Below are 16,885 nucleotides of genomic sequence, written 5' to 3'. Positions count from 1 at the left end.
CAAGGCCTCGGACATATACACTGACGCGTATGAATGGAATGAAGAAGCTCGCGAACTATTCAAAGCTGGGCGCCTCGTATTACAAACGTAACGGCGCACGACTGACAGTAGGGCGCCTCTTCCTTGGAGTGGGCACTCACTTATCCTCTCCCAAAAATGCGGGTGGGCTCAGCGGACGAAGGAATGCTTCGTTGGTGAAGTTCGAGGACGCGGCGGTTGCTGACTGGACAGTAGCTCCGCAGTGGAAACAAGAGCCTCGATCGGTCGGAGACGGCCCATTTACGACTGCCTGGATTATGTCTCCCCCCGGAGAGCATTCAGGTGGACACCAGAATATATTCCGTTTCCTTTCTTTCTTGGAACAAGCCGGACATACGGTCAAGATCTTTCTCTATTCCTCTAACCCCCTGCCGATCAACATCAAGGGCATCCAAAAGATACTTCGTGATTCGGTTGCTTATCCTCAGTTGAATGCTTCAATCGAGGTGTATTCGCCATCGGCTGGAGTCGGCGAAGAAGTCGACGCGATCTTCTCCACCGGTTGGGAGACGGCATACCCCTCGTACCTCGACCGTTCGAATGCGCGCAGATACTACTTTGTGCAGGACTTCGAGCCGTCGTTCTACTCTGTTGGCTCCGAATCCGTGCTTGCCGAAAATACGTACCGCTTTGGCTTTGAAGCTTTCACTGCTGGACGCTGGCTTGCAAAGAAGCTTTCCACTGACTACGGAATGAAAACACATCCCTTCGATTTTGCGGCAGATTTTTCACTCTATAAGCGAACGAATGAACAGCGCCGATCAGATGTGTTCTTCTATGCGCGACCAGTGACGGCTCGTCGAGGGTTTGAGCTGGGGGTCATGACTCTTGCTGAAGTGAAACGGCTACGTCCTCTAACAACGATTCACATGGCAGGATGGCCTCTCGGTGGTTGGGATGTGCCATTCGACTTTATCGATCATGGTGCGATGAGTATCAGTGATTTGAGTCCTCTCTACAACAAATGTGCGGCCGCTCTGGTGATGTCACTGACGAACATGTCGTTGCTCCCACTTGAATTGCTTTCGTGTGGAACGATCCCGGTCGTCAATGACGCAGAGAATAACCGTCTGGTTTCAGCTAATCCGCATATCGCATACACGCCACTGTCGCCAAAGGCATTGGCGCACAAGATCGTTGAAATTCTCGATGATTCTCAGCAGATTGAAAAATCTTGCGAGGCAGCCTCGTCCGTTTCGGATTTCTCATGGGACGATGCGGGGGCTCAATTTGTCACCGCCTTCGAGGAGGCAATGCGTGGCTAACATTCTCGTCATTGGCGGAAACGGTTTTCTTGGATCCCACCTCGTGGATGCTCTCGTAGTGCGTGAGCATCGTGTCACCGTATTCGACATGTTTTCGGGGACTACCCATTGGGCCTCGGAAGGCGTTGATATCGTTGACGGAAATTTTCTGAACATAGCTGATCTTCGACGGGCGGTTCGCGGCAAGCAGATTGTTGTTCACATGCTGTCGACGACGGATCCTGCAACAGCAGAAAATGACCCGATCGTGGATATTCGCACGAACATTCTTGGCTCGGTTGAGTTGTTCCAGATCTGTGCTGACGAGGGAGTTGAGCATGTCTACTTTGCTTCTTCAGGTGGCACGATCTACGGAGACCGCGATCAAGAAAACTTTTCCGAAGAGGATCTGACGCTTCCAGTTTCTCCCTATGGCATTGGAAAGCTTGCCATCGAAAACTACATGCGTTTCTTTGAACGGAAATATGGTTTGCGTTCAACGAGTTTCCGTATTTCGAACCCGTATGGGACTCGTCAAAACCCGCATAAGCGCCAGGGAATTATTCCGATTTTCTTGAGGAATATTCTGAACAATAAGCCTCTGACAGTGATGGGAGACGGAACGATGTTCCGTGACTACATCTATGTCAAAGATTTCGCGAATATCGTCGCTACGATGATTTCGACGGGCCCAAGCCAGCCGGTATACAACGTTGGTTCGGGACGTGGCACTACGGTGAACGAACTTGTCGACGCGATGGTCAACGTGACGGGTAGACATCCTGTTATCGAATACCGTGACGTTCCCAGCACCTATGTCCACGGTAGCGTTCTTGACACGACACGCATCCAAAACGAGTTCGGACCGTTCGAAATGACTGAACTTGAGGTCGGTATTCAACGTACGTGGCAGGAGATTTGTGAACATGGCTTCTGAAAAAGAATATGAATTCGACGCAACAGTCGTCATTCTGACCTATAACGGTGAGCAACACCTTGAGGAAATTCTTAATGCGGTTCATGCTCAGCGCTATGGTGGCACGTTTGAAACGCTCGTCATTGATTCGGGATCCACAGACTCGACGCTCGACATCATCGCGAAGAATCCGTGGGTCAGGCTTCATCAGATCCCGAATAGCGAGTTTGGTCATGGAAAAACACGCAACCTTGGTGCCCACTTGGCTAAGGGGCGCTATGTTGTCTACCTGACTCACGATGCGACTCCAGCATCTGATCGCTGGCTTCATGAGATCACTGCTCCCTTTGATATTAGCGAGCGCATTGTTGCAGTTATGGGTTCTCAAGTGCCTCGTGCAGATGCATTCCCATTGCTGCGCTACGACGTGAAAAACACCTTTGCCAGTTTTGGGCCGATGCACGGTACAACCTTGTTCTACGACGATGATTTCATTCAGGACGAGGGCGTGCGTAATGCGGTGACCTTCTATTCCGACGTGAATTCGGCAGCTCGTCGTTCAGTTCTCACAGGCGAGATTCCTTACCGCGATGTTTCGTATGCCGAGGATCAGTTGCTTGGCCGAGATGTCATTGATGCTGGCTATATTAAGGCGTACGCTCCGCGAGCTGTCGTTTGGCACTCTAACGAGATGACGATCTTAGAATACGACGATCGTATGTTCGAAGAAACGCAGGGCCTTCGCGAAGTCGGGATTGATGTAGCCCTTCCGTCGATTCCTACAGTCGCAAAGCTTGTTGTTGGTGGAGTGCTTCGGGATGCTGTTCGTTTAGTTCGTGATCGCGAGGTTACAACCAAACGCAAGCTTCACGGATTGCTTGTGAACCCGGCCTATCATGTCCAGCGCTGGCGAGGCGTACGTCGAGGAGTGCGTTCAGCGTTGAAGCGCTATGGAGAATGAGGGGGAGAGTGAAGTGACTACAAGAGCGAACTCAGAGTTTCATAGCCCCTCTGAATCAGGAGCCGAATTATCAGGGATGACACCAGAAACACTCGACAAGATCGTTGCTGATCGGGAAGCACGCCTGGTTCAAGAACCTCTTAAAGAGCTCGGGGACAAGACGGGAATTATCAAAGGTACGCGGACGGCTGTCCGAGATCTGTGGCGACGTCGAGAACTGTTCGGTTACCTTGTCAGACGAGAGCTTAAAGCAAAATACAAGGACTCAACTTTCGGTTTTGCCTGGTCGCTAGTGAAGCCACTGGCACAATTGCTGATCTACTTCATCGTTATTGGTCATTTTCTTGGAGCAGCGCGAGGTATCCCGCAGTTTGCTATCTTCGTCTTCTCCGGGTTGACAGCATGGACGCTATTCGCTGACATCATTAATGGAGGAACCGGATCAATTGTCGCAAATTCCGGGCTTGTAAAGAAGGTTTACCTTCCACGTGAGGTATTCCCACTATCTGTTGCAGGAAATGCGCTTGTTAACTTCTTAACTCAGTTCATCATCCTCCTGATTGCTGTCGTATGTACTTTTCAATTCCCGCATCTGCATTTACTCGTATTCTTTCCGCTAGCCCTTCTTCTCCTTATCGTTTACGGCTTGGCTGGAGGCTTATTTCTCTCAGCAATAAATGTTTACTTGCGTGATGTTCAACATCTGATTGAAGTGATTACATTTCTAGGATTCTGGGCTTCCCCTATTGTCTATTCCTATTCTTTCGTAGCAAACACAGTTTCCGGATGGATTCTTGAACTGTACCTGGCTAATCCAATTACCCTAGCAATTCTTGGGTTCCAAAGGACAATGTGGGCGGCAGGAGTCGATGCTCCCTATCCCACTCATATGATTCTCCGCATGACAATTGCTTTGATTGTCGGAATTCTTCTTCTTTTCGGAGCGCACCGCGTGTTTGTGCGTCTCGAAGGTAACTTCGCACAGGAGCTGTGATAATGGCTAAGACTTATCCAGATGTTATCCGTGTAGATAATGTGTCAAAATCTTTTAAGATCCATCGAGATATGTCGATAAAGGATCGAGTCGTCCATTCTTCAAAAGCTCATATCGAAGAGTTTAATGCGTTGGAAGACGTTTCTTTGTCGATCCCAATGAATCAAACAGTCGGTCTGATGGGACACAACGGTTCTGGTAAATCTACACTGCTTAAAATCATGGGCTCGATCATTCGTCCGACGATAGGAACGGTGACTACACGTGGGCGCATGGCGGCTTTACTTGAGCTTGGAGCTGGCTTCCATCAGGATTTAACTGGTAGAGAGAACGTCTTTCTCAATGCATCAGTTCTTGGCATGACTCGCGTGGAGACTGAACGACAGTTCGATGAGATCGTTGCCTTTTCTGGAATCGAACGCTTCATCGACACTCAGGTGAAGTTCTATTCCTCCGGAATGTATGTGCGCCTAGCCTTTGCAGTTGCGGTTCACTCGGATCCGGACATTCTTCTTGTTGATGAAGTCCTTGCGGTTGGTGATGAGCCATTCCAACGAAAGTGCATGGATAAGATTTCCGAATTTCAACGTGAAGGACGAACGATTCTTCTTGTCTCGCACTCAGCAGATCAAGTGAATGCGGTCTGTGACCGCGGTGTTGTTCTCGATCATGGACACGTTGTTTTTGACGGTAATACGCAAGAAGCAGTTCATGCTCTTCGTGAAGCATTTGAGCTTGCCGATAGGGAACAGAAGGAAAGCGATCCTTCAGATTACTTGTTTGGCAAAGTCCGTCTCGATGATGTTTATATTGAGGACGCACACGGTAATCGTGTTCATCGCCTGAATACTGGCGATGATATGAAAGTCCAGATGGTTTTCACCACTGAAGAGAAAATGGATGACTGGCTGGTTGGTATTACATTCGAGACCAATCTTGGTCAGCACTTGTTTACATTTGATACCAATGCCTCAAAATCGGTGATGCCTTCAGTTACGGGTCAGAATCGAGTCACATTCTCGATTCCTAATCTTCCTCTTGGGGATGGAATGTATCGCCTTCATGCGGGGATTGCAGATGGACTTGGGAGGACCATCAATCATCGCCACAACGCGTGGGACTTGATCGTTGCTGGGCCTTATGCAGGTACGGGGCCGATTGCGATGATGCCAACAATTACTTTCAATGATTGATTCTCCGCGCATCAGCGTCGCCCTGTGTACGTATAACGGCGAACGATTTATCGCTCAGCAGATTGAGTCGATTCTGGCTCAATCCATGCCGGTGGATGAAATTGTTCTGGGCGATGACGCTTCTAGTGACAACACAGTTCAGATCGTTGAAGAGCGTGTTGCTGGAACAAACATCGACCTCATGGTCCGGCGTCATAATCCCGGCCTTGGCGTCAGGAGTAACTTTGCTGATGCAATCAGCGCGACGACCGGTGACGTCATTATTTTGTGCGATCAGGATGATGTCTGGCATCAGGACAAAGTTGAGAAACTAGTTGAAACTCTTGACGACAAAGAGCTCGTTCATTCTGATGCCCGCCTTGTCGACGCTGAGGGGAATCCAAAGGGATCGGCGCTTCTTGAAGAGCTCAACGTCAGCGCGTGGGAGAAACGGAACCTCGTCGATGGCGATGCGCTCGCGGTACTACTCAAGCGGAACCTTGTTACGGGCGCAACGGCTGCGGTGAAGGGGGAATTCGCGCGCAGTATTATGCCGGTTCCTGACGGCTGGATCCACGACGAGTGGCTTGGGTTCATTGCCGCTTTCGATTGTCAGCTGGTTCTTCTTCCAGAAGCTCTGACGGACTATCGCCAGCATGAGAACAACCAAATCGGCGCGAAAAAAGAACCGTTATTTGTTCAGATCAAACGCAAGATTTCAGCAGACTCTGATGATGATGCGCGGCGCTTGACGCGAGCCCTCAGCGCATCCCACTTCGTCAATACAACACAGCGTGGCACAGCCGAACAACGACACCGCCTTGAAGAAGCTGTGAAGCATCAGCAGGCTCGTTCACTCATGCCCAAAGGGCATCTTTCTCGGATCCCATCGCTTATGGGGGAGGCGTCTAAAGGCAACTACTCGAAGTATTCGCGGGGTATCTGGGCGTTCGGTCGTGATCTTCTGCGGAGCTTTGATTCCTGAGATGCACATCTTGCTGATGGGGATCAGGGGAGGGCGTGTTTCTCCCCGCGGGGCCGGGGCTTCTTTTACTCGCAGGCACGGCATCAAGAAATGTGCCTCCCTCGGCTTCTCTTTCCTATTGATGGTGCGTCTGAGGTTCATTCACTGTCCTCGTACGGCATAATTGCCTATAACTGTTTATTCGTTAGGAGTTCATCGTGCGAATCGTCGTTACTGGTGGTGCTGGTTTCATCGGAGCCAACTTTGTCCACACTCTTCTTGAAGACCATCCGGATGTGGATGTTGTTGTTCTTGATGCGTTCACCTACGCAGGCAACCGTGGCTCGTTGACCGACGTGTCCGAGGACATGGCGAAACGTCTGAGCGTCATTGAAGGCGACATTGCGGATGCTGATCTTGTCGATTCAGTCGTTGCGAAAGCTGATGCTGTCGTGCACTTTGCTGCCGAGTCGCACAATGACAACTCTCTGAACGATCCGTCGCCGTTCATTCAGACGAACCTGGTTGGTACGTTCACCCTGCTTGAAGCAGTCCGACGCCACAAGGTTCGTTTCCACCACATTTCAACCGACGAGGTCTACGGCGATCTGGAACTGGACGATCCCGCTAAGTTCACGCCGACCACTCCCTACAACCCCTCGTCGCCCTACTCGGCATCGAAGGCCGGCTCGGACCATCTGGTTCGCGCGTGGGTGCGTTCGTTCGGTGTGGAAGCAACGATTTCGAACTGCTCGAACAACTACGGTCCCTACCAGCACATCGAGAAGTTCATTCCTCGCATGGTCACGAACCGTCTGCGCGGTGTCCGTCCGCGCCTGTACGGCGATGGTCTGAACGTTCGCGACTGGATCCATGTTCGCGACCACAACACGGCGGTCTGGGACATCCTGATGAAGGGTCGTATCGGCGAAACATACCTGATCGGCGCTGACGGTGAAACGAACAACCATGATGTTGTCACGATCCTGAACGAACTGATGGGCTACCCGGCAGACGATTTCGATCATGTCGCCGATCGCCCTGGCCACGACCTGCGCTACGCGATCGATAACACGAAGCTCCGCGAAGAACTTGGGTGGGAGCCCCACTTTACGGACTTCCGCTCGGGTCTTGCCGACACGATCAAGTGGTACACCGATAACGAAGCATGGTGGGCGCCGCTGAAGGAAGCCGTCGAAGCGAAGTACGCGGCTGAAGGTCACTGATTCGTGGATAGCCACGCACGTGGCGCGTTGGGTGAAAACCCGCGCGTCACGGTCTTAATGGCGACCTACAACGGTCGGACGTGGATTGACGAACAGATCGATTCAATCCTTGATCAGAGGGGAGTCGACGTAACGTTGCTCGTTTCTGATGACGGGTCAACAGACGGCACTGTTGAACACGTTGCACAGCGCGCTGGTCAGGATCGACGTATTCGCCTTCTTCCGCCTCGCGACGGTACGCCGGGTGTGACGGGGAATTTCCTTCATCTGTTCATGACGCATCGTCCGGATGGTTCGTATGTTGCGTTTACGGATCAAGATGATGTGTGGCATCTGGATAAGTTGTCCAGACAGATTGCGATTCTTGAAGCTGAACATGCGGATGTGACATCCTCGAATGTCACGAGCTTCGATCAGTCGGGGAAGAAGACTCTGATTGATAAAGCGGGTGCCATGCAACGGTGGGACCACATTTTTGAGGCTGCCGGACCGGGGTCGACCTATGTTTTTACGCCGGAATTCCATGAAAAACTTCGTGATGCTCTAGAGCTTTTGGACTACTCTGCCATCGGTGTCCACGATTGGTACGTGTATGCGATTTCGCGTGCGATTGGTGCCAAGTGGATTGTGAGTGCGACGCCGACCCTGGATTATCGTCAGCATGAAGCGAATGTGCAGGGCGCGAATAGGGGATTGGGAGCGTATGCCGACCGTTTTGCGCGTCTGCGTAGCGGTTTCTATCGTGGTCAGTTTTTGGCGGTCGCGCGTGCTGTGCGTCAGGTGGCACGATACGACGATCAGGTGATGGCGGATCTGAGCTCACTGATCGGCGAGCTTGAGGACACGTCTGTTTCTGGTCGTCTGAAGTTCGCTCGTCGTTGGCGTCAGATTCGACGCAAGCCTCGTGAAGGTTTCCAGCTGGCGCTCGCACACGTATTGGGCGTGTGGTAGTCGCCGATTGTTCGGTCGCGTTCAGTGCGCGCCGTCGTGAAGGAGCGATGCGCCTTCTGACTGAGCGATTCGTTGTGCCTCTTGCTCGGAATACAGTTTCGGATCAATAAGTACGAGGCTGCGCCCAGTTAACCAGTGCGTGACTGCGATGGGGGCGCAATGATCCAACTGATAAAGGGCAATGCGTTGCGATTCAGAAGACGCGGTGTCTGGTGGAAGCGGGTGGGTGATGCCACACGCTTCTTCAACGGATGTGGGTGCCCGCTGTGGAATGGGTACTTCGAGTGCGTCGCTTTGAGCGCCGACCTCCATGAGTGCATCGAGCACTCCATCAGGCAGGGGCTCTCCATTCCACGAAAACGTGAGGTAGGTGCTTGGTTGGGCTAACACCCACGCGCCGCGCTTCAGCGCGTCGCGTGAGGCCTCGTCAACCGAATCTGTCACAAGGATGTCGGAAACACCTAGCGTTGCTGAATCACTGCAGAGCTTCAATCCCATAGCAAGCGCGGGAACGCTCCACGTGAGCTTCTGCCACGGGCCCACGGCGAGGCACAGTGTTTGGCGCGTCTCATTGTTGGAGTCAGAAGAGACGGTCGAGGGAGTTTCGAAGCCAAAGGGGCCATCAAACAGGTTCGGAGCAAGGTCGCTTCCCAGAAGATTGGCGACCTTCGCGAACCAGCGGGCAATGACCGGTCCGTTGAACTCAACGCGTTCGTGCGAATAGATCGTCATTTGCGGGGATGGACGTGTTGCCAGAAGCGAAATGAGTTGCGGGAAAGTGGTCATAAGTGGAATCGTAGTGGACAGATGTTCTCCAAGCTCATCGAATAACAATGCCGGATTCCTGCCGAAAACCTGCTTGAGGCGCACAAATACTGGCTAACCACAATAGTTCACTTCTTGCAACTGGCAGGCAAGGATTTCTCAATTACTCCCTCGGGCTTGACTTATGAAGATGACACGCGTGTAATTCTTATATTGATGTAAAACTGCAAGGAGATATTCGCGTGTGGAACATTCTCGGTGACGGACCGATTTCTTGGTCTGAAGCACTCGATGCTGACTTCTACGCGTCGATTGACGGTCCTCTTGCATGGCAAGAGCACGCACTCTGCGCTCAGACCGACCCGGAAGCCTTCTTCCCCGAAAAGGGCGGGTCAACACGCGAAGCAAAAGCTGTCTGCCAGTCCTGCGAAGTTCGTGAAGAATGCTTGCAGTACGCTCTCGACCACGACGAGCGATTCGGTATTTGGGGCGGGCTGTCAGAGCGCGAACGCCGTCGTATGCGTCGCCTCGCTATCTGAAAGATGACTCTCCAGTGAGCTCCTCTCTCGTAGCTCTCGTTGTTGCTCACGAGGCCACGGAAATCCTCAGCGACGTCCTCGTTGCTGTTCAAGCCCAGACAATGAAGCCTGGTGCAACCTATGTTATTGATTGTTCTCCAGCGTCAGACACTGAAATTGCTGGGCTCATTGGCCGCATTGCTCCCACGGCCCACAGAATCAGCGCGCCCCGCGCCAAGAACATTTCGCAGGCTCTCAACCGGGCGTTCGCCGATAAAGACGCTGCTCTGAACACCTACGCGTGGGCGTGGGTCCTTCACTCCGATTCCATTCCTGAACCAGACTGCTTGAATGCCCTCTGGGCACATGCAGACCGCTCACGCACCATCGGTGCCGTCGGTCCAAAACAAATGTGCTCCGATGGGTCCCACATCATTGAATGCGGTATTCAGGCAACGTCCAGCGCGCGTCGAGCTGACGGAATTCTCCGTGGCGAAATCGACCAAGGACAATACGACTCAACCTCTGATGTCCTGGGCGTCGGCACTGCGGGAATGCTCGTCTCCACCGTTGCCTGGAACGCAGTGGGAGGATTTGACACTGCTCTCGGTCCGTTCGGAGAAGGCCTCGATTTCTCCCGCCGGTTGCACCTTGCCGGCTATCGCGTTGTTGTAGCGCCCAAAGCGAGGATTCGCCACCTTCGTACCTCGTACATTCCTCCGACACTACTGGCGCTCAGCGAAAACACTGAAGAGTCTTTAGACGACCAGCCTGCAACAGCGAGTGACGATGCCCGCGTTCTCGATCTGTTCAACCAGCCTTCCTCCATTTCCGCGCGCGTCCCCCGCGATATGAGTTTTGGCCAGCGTCGCTTTGCCCAGCTCTATAACTGGGCAAAGGGCGTGCGAGTCTTCACTTTGCCATTCTTGGCGCTCTGGCTTGCCTTCTGGTCGCCCGCGCGTGCTTTTGGGCGCTTAGTCAGCGGTCGCGGTGAACTGTTCTGGCCTGAATTGCGGGCATGGTTGGCTCTGATTGCGATAACCCCGCACCTGCTCTTAGCGCGTCACCGTGCAGCACGTAGTCGTATCGTTCCCGTCAAGGTTCTTCGCGAGCTGTACGTAAGCGGTCGACAGGTGCGTGACAGTGCGCGCAGACGACGTCAGGCAATCGGTCAAGACAAAGACGAAGACCCGCTGGTTACCGCATCGCGCGCTCAGTATCGTTCGCGCTCACGCGTAGCTTTCGCGACCATCATGCTCGCCACGATCGCCCTCGGCGTGGCCTTCTGGTGGGGACGTACCTCGTCAGTGAGTGGTGGCGCGTGGCGTACTCTCCCTTCGTCGTGGAGCGATCTTTGGGACGCAGCATGGGCTTCATGGATCCCCGGTGGCGATGGTATGGCCGGCCCTAACGATCCGCTGTTGATTCCCTTCGCACTTATTACGTGGCCTTTCTCTTTTGCCGGCATCGAACCGACTACCGTTATCGGCATCATTGCGATGCTCACCGGGCCACTTTCCTGCCTGAGCGCATGGCACCTGACCGGTCGTCTGACTCAGTCCATCGCAGTGCGTGCCCTGGGATCGCTCGCATGGGCATTCCTTCCGTCCCTCAGCCTTGCCGCCTCGCAGGGGCGTATCGGACCGGCACTCTTCCACGTCCTGCTTCCCCTTGCCGTTGACCAATGGTTCCGCGTTCTCACTGCGCCAGAGCCTCTGCGAATTGCCGGAGCGCAAGGCACCGTGGAACTGCTCAGGTCAGAACGAACCGGTGCGTTAGCGCGCTTTGCGTTGACCTCGGCTTTCCTTGTTGCAGCGCTTCCTTCCGGGCTTCTTGCAGTGCTCTTCGTACTGATTGTGGCTACCGCAACCCGGCGCCTGCCATGGGTTCGCGCTCTGCTCGCTCTTCTTCCTTCGGTCGCTCTTGTCACTCCGCTCTACGCTTTCGCCCTGACCAGTCCCGGAGGCTGGCGAGCCTTGCTGGACGCTTCGGGCGGAACCTTTGCTTCCATGACCGCGCCCTCGTGGTTCACGGTGCTCGGATTGGGAAGCGCGGCCTCGTCGATTCTTGAAATGAGCATCTGGGTCGCGCCTTCGGCATTCTTAATCATCGGGGGAGTGGCATGCTCTTTCGCAGTCATGACCTCGTCGACGCTTAGCGCGCACCGTCGCAACCGCGTCGTCCCACTGATCGTGTTCACCAGTGCACTGATTCTTGCGTCGACACCCTTCGCCTCCAGACTCGATGCAGGCCTGAGCGGAGCAACCACGACAACTATCTGGACTGGCACTTACTTCTCGCTTGGCGCGGTCGGCATGCTTGTTGCCATTGCACTTTCGTCCTCTCACGTCAAGACGTGGGACGCCAAAGCACCGTTCTGGCTGAAACTGGTCGCTTTCATCGGCACAATCGGAATCGTCGCCGGTGGGGTGCTTCCTGCTTTCACTCACATTCGTGCGCTTGGCGCTGACGGCGACTTGACGCAAACTCAACGCTTGACTTCAGACCACGTCGTCGCCAACCCGAATGTGATCGCGGCAGTGTCCAAGCAGGCGCAAACGTCCGAAACTGCAGGACGCGTTCTTGTCCTGGACGCAGACGCAACATTCTTCGTCATTGATGCCAACGTGTGGCGCGCAAACGGACCGTCATTCACCGACTCAACAGCGCTTACCCGCGCGATCGCCTACCACGAGGCCACCTCGGGTGCACCATCGGACGCAGCAACAGCAGACCTTCAAACGCTGGTGCTCACGCTCGTTTCCTACCCTGACGCCTCTACAGTCCAGGCAATCGGTGAGCACGGAATCGACTCGATTCTGGTGCGCTCTGATTCTGTACAAGTCCAGCAGTTCGTGCAAGCACTGGCATCTGCCCCCGACATTGAACGCGTTGGCGAAACCGATGCGGGATACCTGTGGCGTATCCGCCCGCAAGGCCGTACCCCTGCGCGGGTGACACTGAATGCGTTCAACACCGTCGCCAGCCTCGACTCCGGCTTGCTTGATGCGCGTGGAACGGTTGAAAACACCGGAACGAATGCGACAGTGCAGCTGGCAGAACGCGCGCATTCCAGCTGGAAAGCAACAGTGAACGGAACCGAGCTCACCCCGCAGCTGGCCTCCAATGGCTGGGCGCAAGCATTTAGTGGGGTTACCGACGGAGAGCTTCACGTGTGGCATCAAAGCTGGTGGCAACTCCCGTGGATGATCGCATCACTGGTGGCTCTAGGATTCGCGTTCTTGGCCGGTATGCCGTGGAGGAAGCGTCGCTCATGACTGAACGCATGAACAAACCGGTCGCACTGCTCGCTTCCCTTGGTGCGCTTGCACTCTTGGGGCTTGCCGCTAGCGCTACAACGTTCCTGTCCGGTGAAGAACCCACGACGATTGAAACACCCGTCATCACGGCTGCCCCGTCATCGGTGACGCTTGCATGTCCACCGGGAATCATTGACCCATTCGCGTCGACTCCTGCCACCACGACTGCAGGACACATCTGGTCGACTCTTGCCCCCACAGACGGTGATGAACTGGCCCGATCGATCACTGCCTCAGGGGCGCCAAATGAAGAAATCGGCGTTCCTACAGGTGTTGTCATCACTGGCCAAGGTGGCGGAGAACTACTGGGATTGTCAGCCACGGGCTGCTCACTTCCCAGCGGCGATCAATGGATTCTTACGGGCTCGACGTATGCGGGTAATGACGTTGTTCTTGCTCTGGCCAATCCCAGCGCAACCCCAGCAACCGTTTCCGTGACCGGCTATGGGCCGATTGGATTGCTGGACGATGCTCCGCACACGCTCACCGTGCCCGCTGGGAAAACGATCACCGTCGTGCCCTCGGGCTGGTACCCCGACGAAGAGAGAATCGCCCTGCATATTGAGTCCGATTCGGTGGGCATCTCCGCGTGGGCTCAAACTTCCCGATTGGATGGCGAAATCCCCGCTGGCGCCACATGGAGTGCGTCGACGAAACCTGCGACACAAGTAGTGTTCGCGGGTCTTGGTGGCGAAACAGCGTCTCTTCTCCGCATCGGTGTCCCCGGGGAAGACCCCGCGTCGATTCAGGTCACCTTGATCGGCGAGGACGGGTCAAAGGTTGTCGAAGGAACAGAACTGGAAATTGATGCCCAAACCGTTCTGGATATTCCACTGACGGGTATCGCATCAGCCGCCAGTGGCATTATGGTCACGTCCGATGCGCCGGTCGTGAGTGCCATTGAACAATCGTGGGATGGCGGAAAGTGGGCGCAGACGGATCAGACGTGGACGATCCTGTCGAGTATCGCCACTGCGAACGCTCTCTCGAAGGCAGATATTCCAGGGCTAACAACCCTGAGTGATCTGGTAACAAAGGAACTGAGTGCCACGCCTCTGCGCGCAACGTCTCTGGAAAGTAACTCCGGTGTGAGCGACGTGACTGCGCAGATGGTACTGGTGAATCCTCTCACGGATGCGTCCTCAGACGCTACGGTCAGCGTTGCTGGTCGGGAAGTCCAAGTTCCTGCGGGCACATCCACCGTCGTTGATCTTCCTAGAGATGACGGCAAGGTGACATCTGATCAGCAGATTTACGCCTCCATCGTTGTCAGCGCAACAACTCCGAATGGTGTTGTGCATGCAACGTGGAATGTCGGCACCGGAGGGTTGGCAACGCAACAAGCTAGGGTCCACGTCGGCCCCTGACGGCGTCCCGGCTGGCAGTGTGTTTTCAACTAGGTAAGGCACGCATATTAGCCGACGCGCTGACAACGTGTTCGGCTGACAGTGTGTCTTCAACCTGTCAGCGCAGGTATTCGTCTAATTCATCCGGCGGAATCGCCAAGATGTGCGAGATCCTGTCGACCAGAATCTGACGTGTAATCTTCACGATGTCCTGATCGCCTGCGCGAAGAACGATCGGAAGCCGATAGATGACAATTCTGTCTCGAAGACCTCGCCTGCGATCAGCGTGGAAAATGCGCGCAAGCACTTCAGCGTGAGATTCCCACGGAGCTGGATTTGACGGAGGAACATCCTCGGTAGCGAATTCGATTGTTGCCACTTCGGGCCAGCGTCGAGTGAGCTCTACGATGTGCGCGCCGATCATTTCATCGAAGGCTTCGCGCCTGGTTCGCCATGCGGGTGTTCCCGGGAAAAAGACGGGACCCCTGCCACCACGACCATGAGGATCGCGACGAGGATGATGAATTCGACTAGGCACCCCACAACATTAACGTGCTTCGCCTTAGCCAGAGTGCCAACGCCCCGAATGGGTAATCCTGGCGTAGGCTATGGGGGTGATTTCGGCTCGTCTTTGTTCTAAGCCAGGATGCTCGCGTCCGGCAGTTGCCACGTTGACCTATGACTATGCGGACGCTACGGCTGTCCTCGGCCCACTGTCAACATATGCGCAACCTAATGCGTATGACATGTGCGAAGACCACGCGAACCGCTTTAATCCGCCTCAGGACTGGCAGCTCATCCGACTTGTCACCCATTTTGATTCGGTTCCGCCTTCGGGCGACGATCTGCTTGCCCTTGTGGACGCGGTTCGCCAGGCCGCCAAGACGCCTACCTCGTCATCCGAAGCATCGCAGGCTGGAGTTCCTCCGCGTTCGTCCGCCTCTCAGGCAACGGATTCGCCATCGCGTAGTTCCAGACCGCGAACCTACGAGGCCTGCGAACGAGGTCCGTTTACGTCCCACGATCCTGATACTTCAAGCCCTCTTGACCCGCAGTCTCCGTATGCGAAACGCAGGGCTCAGTTCACGGTTATTTCTGATTCTGACGCTCCGCACTCACACTAAACGGACGCGCTCAGCAGGCTCAGTGACGAATCTGCTCCATCAACGTGTACGCGAAGTTTTCTTTGCGGATACGTTCGTCGACGTACATCAACGCGATGTATGTCTGTGAAAGAGGCATGACAAGCATCTGCACGATCGTGGATGCTACTGCCGCTAACGGAATTGCGGTCAGATACATCTGCGGATCGGTACTGATGGTGAATGAAGTGAAGTCGGTACTGATGGTGAACGTAGTGAATGTGGAGAGTACTCCGGAGAAAATACTTCCGATCGCGCCCATCACCATTGCAATCAGGATGGTGCGTCCAAGAGTCTTGAACGCTACGCCTTGTGTGAGCTTCCACGAGCGCTTCAACGCTTTAAATGGGGAGAGATTTTCTACCGCGCATACCGTTTGAGCAAAAATGAACCGAACGTGGAAGAACACGCACACAAGGAATGTCGTGATCGCTCCAACTGAGCCGAAGAGCAAGAAAACCATCATCATCTGAGTGTGGCTACGGTAGGTGACGTAGCCTGTCACGCCTAGGGCGACCAGCGAGAATACGGCGAACGTAACGCTGACGATCAGGGTGAAGAGGAATGTCCAGAGAATGTTTAAACCGATCATGGCAAGCAGTCTGGACTTAAAACGCTTGAAGGCATCTTCGGCAGATAGCTTCTTACCGATGATCGCGTCAGCCGTACCGTTTGGAACCACGATCGCTGGGAACAAGCCAGCTAGACCAAGCAGAATCAGAACGAAGGGAATAGTACGAAGCGCCATCGTCATCCCGATTGTCGACAGGTCATCGGTCGATATGCGACCGTCAAAATCAACAAGCGACGTGAAATTCGGTAACGCGAAATAGATCGTGACGAGCGTAATGATCCCAGCAACAATCGTGACGATTCCGGGAAGAATGAACAAGACGAACGGGTTCTTTGAAAGAGCCTCGAACGTTCCAGAAAACAGATCACCCACGCCCAGTGGGCGCAGGGGGACAATTCCGGGCTGAACTGGGGAGGGAGAACCGGGCGACATTGGCGTGGAGTTCATTGCCTGAATGGGAGGCTGATTGAAGCCCTGAGTGGACGAAGGATCTTGAGAGGCACACACAGTGGCATTGTCCTGTGGGTGGAACTGTGGAGTGTTCGGAGAATCCGGTTCTCCCCATGAACCCACGTGGAGGTGGTGGAAGTCGTTTGAATCAGTCATGACGGCTCTCTGGAGGTCACTTCAATCAATGAAGATGAAAAAAGTATGGCATGAGACGATAAAAAGATAAGGAAAATGGGCAGTGAAAAGGGGTAACGTTGAACCATTTGGCGAGTCGAGTCACAAAAACCGTTCGATCGTGACACG

Annotated in this window: 15 protein-coding genes; 12 read left to right on the top strand and 3 right to left on the bottom strand. The window is 54.2% G+C overall.

The genetic code is table 11. The annotated features are described in order from the left end of the window. Positions 1 to 29: 29 nt before the first annotated feature. The 8 genes from G5S47_RS05730 to G5S47_RS05695 all read left to right on the top strand — a co-directional run bounded on the left by G5S47_RS05730 (position 30) and on the right by G5S47_RS05695 (position 8,467). Complete coding sequence (locus tag G5S47_RS05730) at positions 30 to 1,304, top strand: rhamnosyltransferase WsaF family glycosyltransferase (protein WP_219585317.1); 1,275 nt, start codon at positions 30 to 32, stop codon at positions 1,302 to 1,304. Continuing rightward, complete coding sequence (locus G5S47_RS05725; RefSeq protein ID WP_006681344.1) at positions 1,297 to 2,220, top strand: NAD-dependent epimerase/dehydratase family protein; 924 nt, start codon at positions 1,297 to 1,299, stop codon at positions 2,218 to 2,220. The genes G5S47_RS05730 and G5S47_RS05725 overlap by 8 nt, the downstream gene beginning before the upstream one ends. Next, the gene (locus tag G5S47_RS05720) at positions 2,210 to 3,160 is read left to right on the top strand and encodes a glycosyltransferase family 2 protein (RefSeq protein ID WP_006681343.1); all 951 of its coding nucleotides are present in this window, start codon (positions 2,210 to 2,212) and stop codon (positions 3,158 to 3,160) included. The genes G5S47_RS05725 and G5S47_RS05720 overlap by 11 nt, the downstream gene beginning before the upstream one ends. Before the next feature lie 76 nt (positions 3,161 to 3,236). Then, positions 3,237 to 4,154: an ABC transporter permease gene (locus tag G5S47_RS05715; protein ID WP_006681342.1), complete on the top strand. Its 918-nt coding sequence runs from the start codon at positions 3,237 to 3,239 to the stop codon at positions 4,152 to 4,154. A 2-nt stretch (positions 4,155 to 4,156) separates the two neighbouring features. After that, a complete protein-coding gene (locus G5S47_RS05710) occupies positions 4,157 to 5,347 on the top strand; it encodes an ABC transporter ATP-binding protein (protein ID WP_006681341.1) in 1,191 nt (396 codons plus the stop codon). Continuing rightward, positions 5,340 to 6,311: a glycosyltransferase family 2 protein gene (locus G5S47_RS05705; protein WP_103631987.1), complete on the top strand. Its 972-nt coding sequence runs from the start codon at positions 5,340 to 5,342 to the stop codon at positions 6,309 to 6,311. Before G5S47_RS05710 ends, G5S47_RS05705 begins: the two co-directional genes overlap by 8 nt. 197 nt (positions 6,312 to 6,508) lie before the next feature. Continuing rightward, on the top strand, positions 6,509 to 7,516 hold the full coding sequence (gene rfbB / locus G5S47_RS05700; protein ID WP_103631986.1) for a dTDP-glucose 4,6-dehydratase: 1,008 nt from the start codon (positions 6,509 to 6,511) through the stop codon (positions 7,514 to 7,516). A 3-nt stretch (positions 7,517 to 7,519) separates the two neighbouring features. After that, complete coding sequence (locus G5S47_RS05695; protein ID WP_103631985.1) at positions 7,520 to 8,467, top strand: glycosyltransferase; 948 nt, start codon at positions 7,520 to 7,522, stop codon at positions 8,465 to 8,467. Between the two features lie 21 nt (positions 8,468 to 8,488). On the opposite strand, the gene G5S47_RS05690 is transcribed toward G5S47_RS05695, so the two are convergent. Then, positions 8,489 to 9,253, bottom strand: a complete 765-nt coding sequence (locus G5S47_RS05690) for a hypothetical protein (RefSeq protein ID WP_219585315.1) — start codon at positions 9,251 to 9,253, stop codon at positions 8,489 to 8,491. 221 nt (positions 9,254 to 9,474) lie between these two features. On the opposite strand from G5S47_RS05690, the gene G5S47_RS05685 reads away from it, so the two are divergent. Genes G5S47_RS05685 through G5S47_RS05675 form a run of 3 tightly spaced genes read left to right on the top strand, consistent with a single transcriptional unit; the run spans position 9,475 to position 14,437 of the window. Further along, positions 9,475 to 9,771: a WhiB family transcriptional regulator gene (locus tag G5S47_RS05685; protein WP_103631983.1), complete on the top strand. Its 297-nt coding sequence runs from the start codon at positions 9,475 to 9,477 to the stop codon at positions 9,769 to 9,771. A 14-nt stretch (positions 9,772 to 9,785) separates the two neighbouring features. Beyond that, complete coding sequence (locus tag G5S47_RS05680; RefSeq protein WP_219585313.1) at positions 9,786 to 13,028, top strand: glycosyltransferase family 2 protein; 3,243 nt, start codon at positions 9,786 to 9,788, stop codon at positions 13,026 to 13,028. Beyond that, entirely contained in the window at positions 13,025 to 14,437 is a 1,413-nt protein-coding gene (locus G5S47_RS05675) for a DUF5719 family protein (RefSeq protein ID WP_179369793.1), read from the top strand. The genes G5S47_RS05680 and G5S47_RS05675 overlap by 4 nt, the downstream gene beginning before the upstream one ends. Before the next feature lie 97 nt (positions 14,438 to 14,534). On the opposite strand, the gene G5S47_RS05670 is transcribed toward G5S47_RS05675, so the two are convergent. Then, entirely contained in the window at positions 14,535 to 14,954 is a 420-nt protein-coding gene (locus G5S47_RS05670) for a metallopeptidase family protein (RefSeq protein WP_257878415.1), read from the bottom strand. Positions 14,955 to 15,030: 76 nt separating this feature from the next. Here G5S47_RS05670 and G5S47_RS05665 point away from each other — a divergent pair, with 76 nt between their 5' ends. Continuing rightward, positions 15,031 to 15,540: a DUF3499 domain-containing protein gene (locus G5S47_RS05665; protein WP_219585311.1), complete on the top strand. Its 510-nt coding sequence runs from the start codon at positions 15,031 to 15,033 to the stop codon at positions 15,538 to 15,540. A 19-nt stretch (positions 15,541 to 15,559) separates the two neighbouring features. Here G5S47_RS05665 and G5S47_RS05660 read toward each other — a convergent pair whose 3' ends face one another. Then, positions 15,560 to 16,738 carry a DUF7847 domain-containing protein gene (locus tag G5S47_RS05660; protein ID WP_219585309.1) on the bottom strand — a complete coding sequence of 393 codons (1,179 nt, stop codon included), beginning with the start codon at positions 16,736 to 16,738 and terminating at the stop codon, positions 15,560 to 15,562. Between the last annotated feature and the right edge of the window lie 147 nt (positions 16,739 to 16,885).

It is taken from the genome of Schaalia turicensis (assembly GCF_019380255.1).
In the GTDB taxonomy this organism is placed as follows: domain Bacteria; phylum Actinomycetota; class Actinomycetes; order Actinomycetales; family Actinomycetaceae; genus Pauljensenia; species Pauljensenia turicensis_A.
This window is presented reverse-complemented; position numbering and strand designations above follow the sequence as displayed.